The sequence below is a fragment of the Mycetocola sp. genome (genome assembly GCF_025464835.1).
Lineage (GTDB): Bacteria > Actinomycetota > Actinomycetes > Actinomycetales > Microbacteriaceae > Mycetocola_A.
The window spans coordinates 15375-29731 of the sequence record NZ_JAODMP010000033.1; the positions used below are offsets into that span (position 1 = coordinate 15375).

Annotated in this window: 14 protein-coding genes and 1 pseudogene; 4 read left to right on the forward strand and 11 right to left on the reverse strand. The window is 66.3% G+C overall.

From position 1 onward, the window contains the following. Positions 1 to 125 precede the first annotated feature (125 nt). The 3 genes from JWP90_RS04565 to JWP90_RS04575 all read right to left on the reverse strand — a co-directional run bounded on the left by JWP90_RS04565 (position 126) and on the right by JWP90_RS04575 (position 3592). Positions 126 to 1223 (reverse strand): sugar phosphate isomerase/epimerase, encoded by a 1098-nt coding sequence (locus tag JWP90_RS04565; protein ID WP_297360303.1) that lies wholly within the window; start codon positions 1221 to 1223, stop codon positions 126 to 128. A gap of 3 nt (positions 1224 to 1226) precedes the next feature. Continuing rightward, positions 1227 to 2414, reverse strand: a complete 1188-nt coding sequence (locus JWP90_RS04570; RefSeq protein WP_297360338.1) for a Gfo/Idh/MocA family oxidoreductase — start codon at positions 2412 to 2414, stop codon at positions 1227 to 1229. Between the two features lie 134 nt (positions 2415 to 2548). Continuing rightward, positions 2549 to 3592 (reverse strand): substrate-binding domain-containing protein, encoded by a 1044-nt coding sequence (locus tag JWP90_RS04575; protein ID WP_297360306.1) that lies wholly within the window; start codon positions 3590 to 3592, stop codon positions 2549 to 2551. Positions 3593 to 3764: 172 nt separating this feature from the next. Between JWP90_RS04575 and JWP90_RS04580 the strand changes: the two genes are divergently transcribed. Together JWP90_RS04580 and JWP90_RS04585 are read left to right on the forward strand one after the other, a co-directional pair. After that, positions 3765 to 5285 carry a sugar ABC transporter ATP-binding protein gene (locus JWP90_RS04580; RefSeq protein WP_297360309.1) on the forward strand — a complete coding sequence of 507 codons (1521 nt, stop codon included), beginning with the start codon at positions 3765 to 3767 and terminating at the stop codon, positions 5283 to 5285. Positions 5286 to 5323: 38 nt separating this feature from the next. Continuing rightward, entirely contained in the window at positions 5324 to 6319 is a 996-nt protein-coding gene (locus tag JWP90_RS04585) for an ABC transporter permease (protein WP_297360341.1), read from the forward strand. Between the two features lie 315 nt (positions 6320 to 6634). Here the strand turns inward: JWP90_RS04585 and JWP90_RS04590 are convergent, their stop codons facing one another. Beyond that, positions 6635 to 7651, reverse strand: coding sequence for an alpha/beta fold hydrolase (locus tag JWP90_RS04590; RefSeq protein WP_297360312.1), 1017 nt, complete (start codon positions 7649 to 7651; stop codon positions 6635 to 6637). A gap of 379 nt (positions 7652 to 8030) precedes the next feature. Between JWP90_RS04590 and JWP90_RS04595 the strand changes: the two genes are divergently transcribed. After that, entirely contained in the window at positions 8031 to 8522 is a 492-nt protein-coding gene (locus JWP90_RS04595) for a glutathione peroxidase (protein WP_297360314.1), read from the forward strand. Here the strand turns inward: JWP90_RS04595 and JWP90_RS04600 are convergent. Beyond that, positions 8519 to 8887: a hypothetical protein gene (locus tag JWP90_RS04600; protein WP_297360317.1), complete on the reverse strand. Its 369-nt coding sequence runs from the start codon at positions 8885 to 8887 to the stop codon at positions 8519 to 8521. The two genes, JWP90_RS04595 and JWP90_RS04600, sit on opposite strands and share 4 nt — an antisense overlap. Before the next feature lie 127 nt (positions 8888 to 9014). On the opposite strand from JWP90_RS04600, the gene JWP90_RS04605 reads away from it, so the two are divergent. Further along, positions 9015 to 9338, forward strand: a complete 324-nt coding sequence (locus JWP90_RS04605; protein WP_297360320.1) for a zf-TFIIB domain-containing protein — start codon at positions 9015 to 9017, stop codon at positions 9336 to 9338. Here the strand turns inward: JWP90_RS04605 and JWP90_RS04610 are convergent. The 6 genes and pseudogenes from JWP90_RS04610 to JWP90_RS04635 form a co-directional block, all read right to left on the reverse strand. Continuing rightward, the gene (locus JWP90_RS04610) at positions 9335 to 9667 is read right to left on the reverse strand and encodes a helix-turn-helix transcriptional regulator (protein WP_297360323.1); all 333 of its coding nucleotides are present in this window, start codon (positions 9665 to 9667) and stop codon (positions 9335 to 9337) included. The two genes, JWP90_RS04605 and JWP90_RS04610, sit on opposite strands and share 4 nt — an antisense overlap. Continuing rightward, a complete protein-coding gene (locus JWP90_RS04615; RefSeq protein WP_297360326.1) occupies positions 9667 to 10335 on the reverse strand; it encodes an SRPBCC family protein in 669 nt (222 codons plus the stop codon). The genes JWP90_RS04610 and JWP90_RS04615 overlap by 1 nt, the downstream gene beginning before the upstream one ends. Before the next feature lie 188 nt (positions 10336 to 10523). Beyond that, the gene (locus JWP90_RS04620; protein WP_297360329.1) at positions 10524 to 11561 is read right to left on the reverse strand and encodes a glutathione S-transferase C-terminal domain-containing protein; all 1038 of its coding nucleotides are present in this window, start codon (positions 11559 to 11561) and stop codon (positions 10524 to 10526) included. Between the two features lie 266 nt (positions 11562 to 11827). Then, positions 11828 to 13102, reverse strand: a complete 1275-nt coding sequence (locus JWP90_RS04625) for a M18 family aminopeptidase (protein ID WP_297360332.1) — start codon at positions 13100 to 13102, stop codon at positions 11828 to 11830. A gap of 110 nt (positions 13103 to 13212) precedes the next feature. Further along, positions 13213 to 13941 (reverse strand): hypothetical protein, encoded by a 729-nt coding sequence (locus JWP90_RS04630; protein WP_297360335.1) that lies wholly within the window; start codon positions 13939 to 13941, stop codon positions 13213 to 13215. Between the two features lie 184 nt (positions 13942 to 14125). Continuing rightward, positions 14126 to 14357: pseudogene (locus tag JWP90_RS04635) on the reverse strand (gfo/Idh/MocA family oxidoreductase); the annotation flags it as partial.

Genomic DNA, 14357 nt, shown 5'->3' on the forward strand with positions numbered 1-14357 from the left:
CGACAGCTTCTCGAAAACCCAGGCGGGCGACGGCATGATGTGCCGAGGGTGTGGTCGGGCGCCTATGGGCGCCGGTGCATCATGCCGCCACCCGCCGCCCCTCCATGGGCGCCGGTCGTCCCGACTCAACCAGGCGGGGCGACGGCATCGAGTGCCGAGGGTGTGGTCGGGCGCCCATGGGCGCCGGTGCTCGATGCCGCCGCCCCGCCCCCGCCCCCCGACTTCTTCGTACTGAACGCCGCGTCGAACGCAGCAGCAGGCGGATCGAACGCGAACGAGCGCACGAACTCGAGAGCTTCGGGGGCGCCGACGAGGCGGTCCATGCCGGCGTCTTCCCACTCCACGGCGAGCGGACCGGCGTAACCGATCGCATTCATCATCCTGAAGGCGTCCTCCCACGGCACATCCCCGTGGCCCGTGGAGATGAAGTCCCACCCGCGGCGCGGGTCAGCCCACGGCAGGTGTGACGAGAGCCGTCCGTTCCGGCCGTTGCCGAGGCGCTTTTTCGTGTCCTTGCAGTGCACGTTATAGATCCGGTCCCGGAAGTCCCACAGAAACGCCACCGGGTCGATGTCCTGCCACACCATGTGCGACGGGTCCCAATTCAACCCGAACGCTTCACGGTGGCCGATCGCCTCGAGTGTCCGAACCGTGGTCCAGTAGTCGTACGCGATCTCAGACGGGTGCACTTCGTGTGCGAACCGCACCCCGACCTCATCGAACACGTCGAGGATCGGGTTCCACCGGTCGGCGAAGTCCTGGTACCCGGCGTCGACCATCGCCTCAGAGGCCGGCGGGAACATCGCCACATACTTCCAGATCGCCGACCCGGTGAACCCGGAGACCGTCTTCACGCCCAGCTTGGCAGCGAGGCGCGCCGTGTTCTTCATCTCCTCGGCCGCACGCTGTCGCACCCCCTCAGGATCGCCGTCGCCCCAGACCACATCCGGCAGGATGTCGCGGTGCCGCCCGTCGATCGGGTCATCGCATACCGCCTGACCCTTGAGGTGGTTCGCGATCGTGAAAACCTTGAGGTCGTACTTTTCGAGCACGGCGAGCTTGCCGGCCACATACTCCTCGTCGTCCCAGCGCCAGGGGTCGAGATGATCGCCCCAGCAGGCGATCTCCAGTCCGTCGTAGCCCCAGCCGGAGGCTAGGCTGGCGACTTCTTCGAACGGTAGGTCGGCCCACTGGCCAGTGAACAGAGTGATAGGGCGAGGCATGATCTACTCCTTGTTGGCTGAAGCGAGAGAAGAAACGGATGCGGGCGAGCCGGACGTCGGGGTCCAGGCGCTACCGGATTGGGCGCTTCGCTCGACGGCATCGAGAACCTGCTGCACCTGCAGCCCATCGGCGAACGACGGGGCCGGTTGGCTGCCGCCGACGACGCCGACAACGAAGTCCCGAGCCTGGTGGGTGAACCCGTGCTCATAGCCGAGAGTGTGGCCGGTGGGCCACCATGCTTCCAGATAGGGGTGTTCGGGTTCGGTGACCATGATCTTGGTGAAACCCTGCCGCCCGGCCTGCGCTGTGGCGTCGTAGAAGCCGAGCGAGTTGAGGTCTTCGAGGTCGAATGAGATCGCACCTTTCGACCCGGCGACTTCGATCCGCAGGGCGTTCTTGCGCCCCGTCGACATCCGCGTCGCTTCGAAGGAGCCGACCGCTCCCCCGTCGAACCGGCCGGTGAACAGGGCGAGGTCATCGACGGTGACGTCACCCATTTCGTCGGAAGCCGTTCCGGACAGCCCGGAGACGCTCGCGAGCTTCGGGCGCTGCTTCACGAAGGTCTCGAGCATGCCGCTCACGCTCGTGAGCTTCTGCCCGGTGATGAACTGTGCCAGGTCGATCGCGTGCGCTCCGATGTCACCGAGCGAGCCCGACCCGGCCAGGTGCTTTTGCAGCCGCCACGCGAGCGGCGCCTGCGGGTCGACGAGCCAGTCCTGCAGGTACATGGCGCGCACCTGCCGGATCTCTCCAACCGCGCCGGATGCCACGAGGTCGCGTGCGAAGGTCGCCGCCGGCACGCGCCGGTAGGTGAATCCGACCATCGCATAAACGCCGCTGGCTGCCGCGCGAGACGCGGCATCCGCCATTGCCTGCGCTTCCTCCACCGTGTTCGCGAGCGGTTTCTCACAGAGCACATGCTTGCCCGCCTCGAGCGCGGCGATGGCGATCTCGACGTGGGAATCACCCGGAGTGACGATGTCGATGACGTCGATGTCGTTCCGGGCGACGGCGTCCCGCCAGTCGGTCGCTGTCTCGGCCCAGCCGAACTTCTCTGCGGCAGCGGACGCCGCCTCGGCGTTCCGGCCGACGAGCAGCGTCATTTCCGGCCGGGCGGGCAGATCGAAGAACCGTGGTGCGACCCTCCAACCCTGCGAGTGAGCGGCGCCCATGAATCCGTAGCCGATCATGGCGATGCGGAGTGGTGGTGTGTGTGGCACGATTCCTCTTTCTTGCGACACCCGGTGATGCGGGCGCAGTGACGGTGCTACAGCCATCGGAGCAGGCGAAGGCGGGGCACCCGGAGGCGCCCCACCCAGTTCGCCTACGACGCGAAAGCGGTCGGAAGGTACTTGTCGACGTTCTCGCTGGTCACGACGGGCGCGTTGAGGACGATCCGGTTCGGAACCTCGATCTCGACGAGGTCGCTCATCGCCTTCTGCTGCGCGATCAGTCGGGCAAGACGGATGCCGTCAGCGGCCTGCGTGGACGGGTAGATGACGGTCGCCTTCAGCACGCTGTCACCGGACTTGATCAGGTCCATGGCGTTCTTCGATCCAGCGCCGCCGACCATGAGGAACTCGTCACGCCCGGCAGCGTCGATCGCCGCGAGCACGCCGACTCCCTGGTCGTCGTCGTGGTTCCACAGCGCGTCGATCTTCGGAGCCGCCGACAGCAGCTGCGAGGCTGCCGCCTCTCCGCCCTGGACGGTGAAGTCAGCCGCCACACGGTTCGAGACCTTCAGTCCGCAGTCTTCGAGTGCATCCTTGAAGCCCTGGCTGCGGTCCTGCGTCAGCGGGAGCGAGTCGATTCCGGCAACCTCTGCGACGACGGCGTCCTTCTTGCCACCGAGCTCCTCACAGATGTAGGTGCCGGCCGAGACGCCCATGCCGTAGTTGTCACCGAGGATGGTGACGCGTGAGGCGAAGGTGCTCGAGAACTCGCGGTCGACGTTGATGACCGGGATGCCGGCTTCCATCGCCTGGATGGCGACCTCGGTGAGGGCGGCGCCGTCGGTCGGCAGGAGGACGATGGCGTCGACCTTGTCGTTGATGAAGCCTTCCACCTGGCTGATCTGAAGGTTGGCGTCGTTGGTCCCCTCGGCGACCTTGAGGTCGATGTCCGGGTATTTCTCGGCTTCGGCGAGCGCGGCCGAGTTGATGGCGCCGAGCCAGCCATGGTCGGCGGCCGGGCCCGAGAAGCCGATGGTGATCGTGTCACCCTCCGCCTGATTGTCTTCGGCCGATGCGCCCGTTGGCTGAACTTCGGTGCCGGTGTCGCCTGGTGTGCACCCCGTGAGTACGAGAGCAGCGGCGAGTGATGCGCCCGCGGCGACGAGCATCCGCCGCCGCGTCGATAGTGAAAGCATGTGAATTTTCCTCCAGTAGGTCTTTCGCAAGGTGCCAACGGGAGGGGTCTGCGACAGGCCGTGCTGCCGGATCGCTTTCCGATGTCGACGTTGACGGTGCCACACTAACAGAAGTCGAGCAGAAATCGTCGACTTCTTATTGTTGATCGTCATATGTGTTAGATTGCTTCCCATGATCGATGATGACCATGCCTCCGCTTTGCTTGAGGTGCGCGGGATAACCAAAACCTTCGCCGGAGTGCAGGCGCTCAAGGGTGTCAACCTGACTGTCCGCGCCGGTGAAGTCCACTGCGTGCTCGGCCAGAACGGTGCAGGCAAGTCCACGCTGATCAAGACGTTGGCTGGTGTCCACCAGCCCGACGCCGGTGAGATCCGCTGGCAGGGTGAGGTCGTCACCATCGCCGATCCGATCGCCGCGCTGCACCTCGGCATCGCCACGATGTACCAGGAGCTCGATGTCGTCGACGGGCTCACCATCGCCGAGAACATCTTCCTCGGCCACGAACACTCCACCGGCGGCGTGCTGAAGGTTGCGCACGCGAACCGGGTCACCCGAGAACTGCTCAACCGGCTGGGCCACGGCGACATCCCGCCGTCGACGGAGGTCGGACAGCTGTCTGCCGCCAGCAAGCAGATCGTCAGCATGGCGCGGGCGCTCTCCCACGACGCGAAACTCATCGTGATGGATGAGCCGAGTGCCGTGCTCGACTCCGGTGAAGTGGCGAACCTGTTCCGGGTCATCCGTGAGCTGACCAGCCAGGGCATCGCCGTCGTCTACATTTCGCACCGGCTCGAGGAGATCCGGCAGATCGGCGACCGCATCTCAGTCATCAAGGACGGCCGCAGCACCGCGAGCGGTCTCGCCGTCTCGGAGACGCCGACCCGCGATCTGATCAAGCTGATGACCGGTCGTGAAGTCGCGAATGTGTTCCCGGATGCCGTCCCGGTTCCCCGGAACGCACCCGTTCTGCTCGAAGTGAACCACCTGCACCTCCGCGGGCAGTTCTCCGACGTCGATTTCACGGTGCGTGCCGGTGAAATCGTCGGACTGGCTGGACTCGTCGGCTCCGGCCGGTCCGAAATCCTCGAGACGATCTATGGCGCGCGCAAGGCGACATCCGGAAGCGTATCGGTGCAGGGCAAGACGGTGAGCCCGGGATCAGTCGCTGCTGCCGTCGATGCGGGCATGGGCTTCTCTCCCGAGGAACGCAAGAGCCAGGGTCTCATCCTGGACGAGCCGATCTTCAAGAACGTGACCCTGTCGACGTTCGGCCGGTTCGGACGTGGCGGTTTCCTCAATGAGGGCGCTGAACGGGACGCCGCGCGTGACCAGATCTCGGCCCTCGAACTGCGTCCGGCAGATCCCGACCGGCCGGCACGGACTCTCTCCGGCGGTAACCAGCAGAAGATTCTGCTGGCTCGCTGGCTCGTTCACGGCACCCGCGTGCTGCTGCTCGACGAACCCACCCGGGGTGTCGACGTCGGGGCTCGAGCCGAGATCTACGCCCTCATCCGCCGCCTCGCCAGCGAAGGCACCGCCATCGTGGTCGTGTCGAGCGAAATCGAAGAAGTCCTCGGCCTCTCTGACCGGGTGCTCGTGATCGGTGACGGCAACGTACTGGCCGAGACAAACGCCGGTGAGATCGATGAGCCCGGCGTACTGGACCTTGTCATGAAAGGAAGTGCCGCGTGAGCGAGCAGAAGTCCCCCATCCTCGCGGAGAGCGCTCCGCTGCCGGGTGCGTCGCAGCAGGCAGAACGCCCCAGCGCCGTGAAGCGGATCCTCGGCGGGTCGGCGGGCCGCAACCTGGGCCTCGTCATCGCCCTCGTGGTGCTCTTCATCATCGGGACTGTCACGGCCGGCGACCGGTTCGCCGACATCAACAACTTCTTGACCATCATCCGTTACGCATCGATCATCGGCGTGATCTCGATCGGCATGACGTTCGTCATCACGGCCGGGGGCATCGACCTGTCGGTCGGTTCGGTGATGGGTCTGGCTACCGTCGTCGCCAGCCTCACGGCCGTGCAACTCGCTGCCACTCAAAGCTCCTGGCTGCTGATGGTCCTGATCCCGATCGCGGTCGGCTGCGCCGCGGGGCTCGTCAACGGCATCGTCATCGCGTACGGCAATGTTGTGGCGTTCATGGCAACGCTCGCCATGCTCGTCGGAGCCCGAGGGCTGGCTGAACTCATCTCGGGCCGTCGCACCCAGATCGTCACCAACACCGGCTTCCTCGACTTCACCCGGGCGAACCTGCTCGGCGTGCCGATTCTGATCTGGATCTTCGCCATCGTGGCGATCGCCGGCTGGGTGTTGCTCAACCGCACGACCTTCGGACGCCGCACCGTCGCGATCGGCGGCAACCTCGAAGCATCCCGACTCGCCGGCATCAAGGTCAAGCGGCACCTCGTAATGATCTACGTGCTGTCCGGCCTGACCGCCGGCATCGCCGCGATCATGATGCTCGGGCGAACCACCGCAGGAACCTCCACCCACGGCCTTCTCTATGAGCTGGATGCCATCGCGGCGGTCGTCGTCGGTGGCACGCTTCTCATCGGCGGTCGCGGAACAATCGTCGGCACCGTGCTCGGTGTGCTGATCTTCTCCACCCTGACCAACGTGTTCACCCAGAACAACCTGGACACGTCGGTGCAGCAGGTGACGAAAGGCCTCATCATCGTGGTCGCCGTGTTGCTGCAGCAGCGGTTCGCGACCCGCAAATAGGTTCCGCCTTCCCGCTGACCGAGCAACGACACGTCCGCGTTAGCCGAGTAACGACACCCCCTCGCCAACCGAGCAACGACACCCCCTCGCCAACCGAGCAGCGACACCCCCTCGCCAACCGAGCAACGACACGTCCGCGTTGACCGAGCAACGACACCCCCTCGTTGATCGAGTAGCGACGGAGGAGCGTATCGAGATCTCGGCTAAGCAGCCGGCAGGTCTCGATGCGCCCGCCAGGTCACGGCTCACCCATTCGCCCTGTTGAACGCGCGCCGGAACGCCCCACCACCCCGCGTGATCCGGAGGCGGAACGATTCAGCCGGCGGATGTCGCGTCGCGGTAGCCCTCGAGCAGGGCATCCGTGAATGCATGCGGGCGCACAACGCTGACCATGTGGCTGGCGCCGGGCACGGTGATCAGCCGACCGTTACGCGTGGCGGCGAGGTAGCGACCGGCGTGGGCACGCACGTGGTCGAAGCGACCGTTGACGAAGAGCACCGGCACGTCGATCTCGGCGAGCCGCTCGAGCGGGCGCAACTCGAGCAGGGACAACAGCACGTCGTCCATGACATCGAGGGCAACTCCCCCGGCGATCACGTCTGTTGCACCCGGCTCTGGCACGAACAACCGCACCGTGAAGTCGTTGAGCGCTCGTCCCCGGTCGGGGAATGTGCCGATGACCTTCGAGATCGCCCGCCATCCGTGCATGACCACGGGGTGGGGCACCGTCGCACAGGCCGCCGCGAGCAACCCGGCGACCCGGCCCGGGTTACGTGCCACCCACTCGATCGCCAGGTACCCGCCCAGCGAGAATCCCACCAGGTAAGGCTTGGTATGGGATGCTTCCGCCGCCGCCACCGCGTCTCCGATGCCCTCCAGGGAGGAGTGAACGAAGAAGCGTTCGCCGAGACGGGAGCCGTGCCCAGGCAAGTCGATGGCCGCCGTGGGAATGCCGAGGCGACCGAGGTGCTCCTCCTGGTGTCGCCACAGGGTTGCCGATGTGCGCAGGCCGTGCACGAAGATGACGGTGGCAGGCATGCTGGTCTCGACGCCTTGCTCCTCGAGCAGTGTCTGGACAGCCGCAGCGACATCCGCATCCTGGTGCCGCATGAGCCGGTCGCTGCGATCGACGACGGTCACCTGCGAGCCGAACTGCGAGAACATTCCAGCGAACTCGAGGCCAACGAAGCCGCCGATCACGAGCCGTTCGGGCAACGGTTTCAGATGCTGCATGCTGGTCGAGTCGCACACGCGGGCGCCCGCCCGACCGGGCAGGTCCGGGCGGGCCGGCACGGTGAAGGTGTTGGTGATGCTCGTCTCAGCTCGCACCATCAGAACGTCGCCTCCAGCGCTGACTTCGACTCACGATTTCCGGTGCAGCGCGCTTCGCCCTCGATGAGGGTGACCGTCTCGATGTCAGCGAGCATGGCGTAGTTGCGGGCACGCAGCTTGTCGGTGAGCGCGTCGCGGCCGGCGACGGCGCTCGTGGACCAGGATCGTGGGTCATCGGCGCTCCGGCGAGGGTTTTACTCCCTTGCCCCAGCCAATGACCAAAACGTCGAGGTCGATGCTCTCCACGTTGCTCCTTACCTGTCCCGGTGATTTGCCAGTATGCCTGTTGAACTTGTGCCGATCATGAGCATCTGAGCGTGCCGAGCGGGACGGTGCCCGTTGGAGGCGGGCGCACAGCATCCGTCACTACGCTCGCGACATGAGCCTTCGCGACATCCCCCTGACCACAATCTCCGGATCCACAACGACCCTTGCCGAGCACCAGGACAAGGTCGTGCTCGTCGTGAACGTCGCCTCGAAATGCGGGCTGACCCCGCAGTACGACGCCCTCGAGGCGATGTACCGGAAGTACCGCGACCGGGGTTTCGTGGTCCTCGGCTTCCCGAGCAACCAGTTCTTCCAGGAACCCGGCGAGGGCAAAGCGATCGAGGAGACCTGCCGGATCAACCACGGCGTCACCTTTCCGCTGTTCCAGAAGACCCAGGTCAACGGCAGGAGCGCTCACCCGCTCTACCAGGAGTTGACCAAGACTCCGGATGCCGCCGGCAAAGCTGGCAAGGTGAAGTGGAACTTCGAGAAGTTCGTGGTCACCCCGGACGACGAGGTGTACCGGTTCCGGCCCACGACCGTCCCTGACGCTCCCGAGGTCCTCTCAGTCATCGAGGGCGCGCTGCGGGCGGCGAAAAACTAGCCGTTGCTCGGTGCGGGTGTCGGTGTCGGTGCGATGCCGCACGCTTCTTGAAGCGCCGTGACCGACTCGTTCGGCACCTGGTCACCGGACTCGGCGATGCCCTCGAGCGGAGTGATGTATTCGACGGGCAGGCCTGCACCCTCAGCAGCCACGAGCAGCCCCGAGAGGATTTGCTTGTCCTGTTCGCTGACCGTTCCGTCCTGCAGGGGCGCGCAGATCTGCTCGCGCAGCTCCGCGACTGCGGCCGAACCGGCCTGGGATGCGGCCTCACTCGCGATGCCTTTCGCAGCATCTCCGACCTGACTGCAGCCCGCGAGGGCAAGGAAAAGAGGGACGGCGAGGAGCGTGAGGAGGCGACGATTCATGGGGTGAGTCTACGAGGGCAGCCCAGGCTGAGCCTGAGAGGGCGGCGTGTGTGACCGCCCCGCATTCACAGGATTGGCCGACGATGCGTCCGTAGGATGAACCGATAACTTTCGTCTTGGAGGACAAATGAAGTGCCCTACCGACTCAGCAACTCTCGTCATGAGCGAACGCGGTGGCGTCGAGATCGACTACTGCCCCGAGTGCCGCGGGGTGTGGCTGGACCGCGGTGAACTCGACAAGATCATCGAGCGCGCCGAGAACGAGATGGTGAAGAACGCTCCGGCGCCTGCCGCCGCGCCGACCGTCGTTCCCGTCCAGCAGCAGCAGCGCCCGCAGTACGGCGAGGGCAACAATGACCGGAACTGGAACGACCACGACCGCCGGTACGACAACCGCGACGGTTACCGCAAGAACAAGAAGGAAAGCTGGATCGCCGACCTCTTCGGCTAGGAGTCGGTCAGCTCACGCTTGCCTCGCATCAGCTCGGTTCCGAGCGCGTCCAGGCGCTGGGTCCAGAAGCCGCGGAAGACGCCGAGCCACTCGTCGATCTCCTGCAGGGGGCCTGCCTCGACGGCATAGATCCGTCGCCGGCCGTCGGCGCGCACCGTCGCGAACCCACTGTCCCTCAGCACCTTGAGGTGTTGAGAGACAGCGGGCTGGCTGATCCCGAACTCCTCGACGATCGCCTCGACGATGACACCGGCCGGCTGCTCACCGGCGGCGAGGAGTTCGAGGATCCGGCGCCGAACCGGATCCCCCAGGATGTCAAAGGCGTGCACTAGACGGCTGGACCCGCTTCTACTCCCATGTACGCGTCGAGGCAGCGCTTGGCCGCTGCCGCGGCATCCGCTTCGCTCTCCCCTGCGGCGATGTTGGCACCGCGCCATTCGTCGTTGCTGCGGGCCATGAAACGGGTGCCGTCGGCCGACGCACTCCACGCGGCCGCCTCTTCGGGATTGAGGCTGGAGCCTGAGCCGAGGTGGAGGGCAAGGCCGAGGAGCATCATGTCCCAGCCGATGCCGACGGCGCTCGGGCCGAACATCTTCCAGTCCTCGTCACCGACGTGGGAGACATGCTCCACCGTGAGGGTGGCCTGCGATTCGTCGCCGCTCAGGGTCGCCGTGACCCAGCTGACGTCGCCGCCGTACTCCCACGTCACGTGCAGCGTGTGGGGTTCGGCGCATTCGAGCACCTCACCGCCGGCGTTGCCTTCGATCTGGTAGCGACCGCCGGGCCGGAAGTCACCGGAGATCGGGCCGAGCCAGCGGGAGATCCGGTCCTGGGCGGTGATGGCGTTCCAGACCTCTGCCTGGGCGAACGGGTAGGTCTGCGTCATGGCGACGACGCGGGCGTCCTCCCCGCCGACTTCGCGTGCTCCCACTGAACGTGTCACAGCGGGGATCTGGCCGTCGGTCATCTCGTGCAGTTTGTGCAGGTTTGTGTCCATGCACGCAATGTATCAGCGGGCACTTATACGTACAAGGCCCTGACCCGAACCGCTGCCTCGCCACCCACAGCGGACAGGGACACCCGGCACCCTGCCTGCGCGGCTGGTCACCCTCAGCGGCCGAAAGCACCCGGCGCACCGGATGACCCGGCCTGGGAGGGATGCAGTCGTGCGAGGCGCGCCGCCGCCTACGCCCCGTGCCCCTCCGGAACCTGCTCCTCCTCGAGCGGCGGGCCGGGCGGGGTTCCGTCGCCGAACGGGCGACCGCCGAGAGCTTCGCGACCGTGCGCGGTGAGCCAGCCGGAAGCATCCGGGCCGGCTGGCACGATGCCTGTCGGGTTGATGTCCGAGTGCACGATGTAATAGTGCTGCTTGATCTGCACGAAGTCGGTGGTGTCGCCGAATCCGGGCGTCTGGAACAGATCACGGGCGTAGGCCCACAGCACCGGCATCTCAGTGAGTTTGTTGCGGTTGCACTTGAAGTGCCCGTGATAGACGGCGTCGAAGCGCGCGAGCGTCGTGAACAGGCGGATATCTGCCTCGGTGATCGTGTCGCCCACGAGGTAACGCTGGTGCCTCAGGCGCTCCTCGAGCCAGTCAAGCCGGTCGAACAGCCGGGTGTACGCCTTCTCGTATGCCTCCTGCGATCCAGCGAATCCGGCTCGATAGACGCCGTTGTTCACGTCGCGGAAGACGAGGTCATTGACCTCGTCGATCTCCGCACGGAGGTGCTCGGGGTACAGGTCCGGGGCGCCGTCGCGGTGGTACTCGGTCCACTCGGTCTCGAGGTCGAGCGTGATTTGCGGAAAGTTGTTGGTGACGACCTTGCCGGATGTCACCTCCACGATCGCGGGAACGGTGATGCCGCGTGGGTAGTCGGCGAACCGGCGGAAGTAGGCATCCTGCAGCCAGTGGATGCCGAGCACGGGGTCGAGTCCGTCAGGGTCGAGGTCGAAGGTCCAGCTGCGGGCGTCGTGGGTGGGCCCCGGCATACCGAGTGAGATCACGTTCTCGAGCCCGAGCAGACGCCGGACGATCGCCGTGCGATTCGCCCACGGGCAGGCGCGGGCGGCGATGAGCCGGTAGCGGCCGGGCTCGACGGGCCAGCCGTCGCGACCGTCACGGGTGATCCGGTCCTCGATATAGTTCGTGTCGCGGGTGTACTCCTCGCCCGGTTCGACGTAGCTGCCTGGAGTGCTCTGCTCTGTACTCGATGTGTTGCTCATGCGTCCAGCCTAGAGAGCACACCTGAGCGCTCATACCAGCGCGGGAGCCGGGGCCGTTGACGGCGCAGGCAGGCTCAGTGACTCGGGCACAGAACGAATGGCGTTGCTGGGCTGACCTTGCGCACAGTTCCGCCGAAACGCACGTGCGGCCGCCACCTGCCGCACCGGCGCGGGCATCCGCCGGAGACCGCGCGCAGCGCTGGCGGAATTGTGCGCCGCCAGCACAGAACGAGCAGGACGAGGCCGAGGGCGGAGCGAAGGTGGCTTCACACCCCGGCGAAGAACGCCTCAACGGCCATCGACAAGCCGACCAGGTCATCAACGTGGGCCAGCTCGCGCGCCGAGTGCATCGACAGCAGCGGCACGCCCACATCCACCACCCGGATGCCGAGCCTCGTCGCCGTCAGCGGACCGATCGTCGACCCACACGGCACCGTGTTGTTCGACACGAACTCCTGGTACGGCACATCGGCTGAGGTGCACGCGCGTTCCCAGAGTGCCGCACCGACGGCATCCGTGGCGTAGCGCTGATTCGCATTGATCTTGAGCAGCACGCCCGAGCCCAGAACCGGCTGGTTCGCGCTGTCGTGCTTCTCCGGGTAATTGGGGTGCACCGAGTGGCCGGCGTCGGCGGACACGCACCAGGAGTCGGCGTATGCCCGCAACTTCTCGGAGACGGATGCGCCGAGGCCGGCACCGATTCGCGTCAGGATGTCATCGAGCATCGGGCCAGAGGCACCGGAGCGGGACTCGGAGCCCAGCTCCTCGTGGTCGAATGCTGCCAGCACGCTGATGTGGCGACCCTCCGGGGCGCCGATCAGGGCGGTCAGGCCGGCGTAGACCGAAGAGAGGTTGTCCATGCGCCCGCCCGCGAACAGGTCGTGGTCGATGCCGAACCGTGCAGGCGGCTGGGTGTCTGCGGTGAGGATGTCGTAGCCGGCGACCTCCCACCCGTCGATACCGGCGAGGGAAGCGAGGTGTTCGACCAGGTCGGCGGAGCTCGCGTCCCCCACCCCGAACACCGGCTTCATGTGCCGCTGCTTGTCGAGGGTGAGCCCGTTGTTCTGCTCTCGGTCGAGGTGGATCGCGAGCTGCGGGATCCGCATGAACGCACCGGTCCGCACGAGGTACTCGCGACCGTCCCTGGTGACGAGCCGCCCGGCGAGCTCGAGTTCGCGGTCGAGCCAGGAGTTAAGCAGCGGCCCCCCGTAGACCTCGACCCCGGCCTGCAGCCAGCCATGGGAACCGACGGTCGGCTTCGGTTTGAGCTTGAACCCTGGAGAGTCGGTGTGCGCTCCGAGGATCCGGAACGGTGTCGTCGGGCCGGATGCCGCAGGCTGGCTCCAGGCAACGATCGCACCGTCGCGGATCACGTAGTGCTTGCCGCCGCCCGTCGGCCACTCGGCAGACTCGGTGAGTGCTGTGAAGCCTGCGGCGTCGAGGCGCCTGGCGACCTCAGCGGCCGCGTGGTACGACGACGGGCTCGCCTCGAGAAAGCGGGCGAGGTCGGCGATATAAGCGGAGGTGTCTTGTGCGGCCATGGGGTCCATCCAACCATGCAGCGTGCGGCCTGGCGTGGGCGTGCACGCTCAACAGGATGCCCGGTCCAAAGAGACGCATGTGTTCCTGGTGGGCGTGGACCGCCGAGAGTTCACCCTGTTGAGCGAAGCGTTGCCAGAGCGGGGTGACGCCGCAGTGCGGACTCACCGACACTCCCCCACACCGCCAACACCGCGAGCGACTCGGCCGCGCCGCCGACGAGAAGCACGGGGGAACTGTTGCGGAGCCGCAACACGACCTGGCCCGGATCGGCATGCACCTCGGTGATGTCCGAGTAGGGGATCTCGACCAGCTCATCAGGGAGGAGGACCAGGATGCGACGGTCGCTGGCCGCGACGGATGCCGGGACCTCCGAGCTCCAGTCCGCCCCCACCTGGACGGCCGAAGTGCGAGCGCGCGCCGCGGCGAGCATCCGCCTGGCGCTCGGCTGGAGCTGGCGATGCCTGGCGAAGGAGACCGGCCCGGTGACGAAGACCGACTCGGTGGCATCGGTCGGGATGGAACCGGGCGACTGGGTCTGCGGCAACAGGCCATGGGAGAGTGCCCAGAGCACATCCCGGGCCTGGGCGACACCGGCTCCGGCCGGCCCGATCGCTTCGCGGGCCTGCAGCGCACGAATGTGCAGAGCACGGATGACGAAGAAGAGACAGACGGCAGGAACGGCGAGCGCCAGCGCAAGCGTCAGCTCGGACAGAATCCAGATGACGGTGCCGATCGGCGACGACATGTCCGCTTCGACGGCCACCCACAGCCAGCCGAAGCCGAGGAACGCGACGATTCCCACCACCAGTGGCAGCAGGACGCCGGGCCGTTTCCTCACGTTTCTAACTTTAGAGGTCGGCGGGGCCGGCCACCGTCGCGCGACCCAGCTCCGAGCGACTTCATGGCCGTCAGTCGTGAGCGTCCCCTGTCATCAACTTCGGAGAAGTCGATAAGCCACGACGAAACCCGGCGGAATCGGCCCGCTTGAGGGAGGGACTCCGACCTTGCGAACGCTGCCGCCTCTATCCGACAACCGCCGCAGCACCGAGCGGCGCACCCCACCCTTCGAGAGCCGCTTTTACGTCCGGCCGACGCTCCGACGCGAGCGCCTCCACGTACGCGGCGTTGAGTACATCGGCGATTCTCACCTTGGCGCCAATGGACGACGAGAGCACCGCCGCCTCCACCATCGCCAGGCTGTACACGTTCGAGTGCACCTCCCCTGAGGGAACCGCGCCCGTGCGCAGGGCGGAA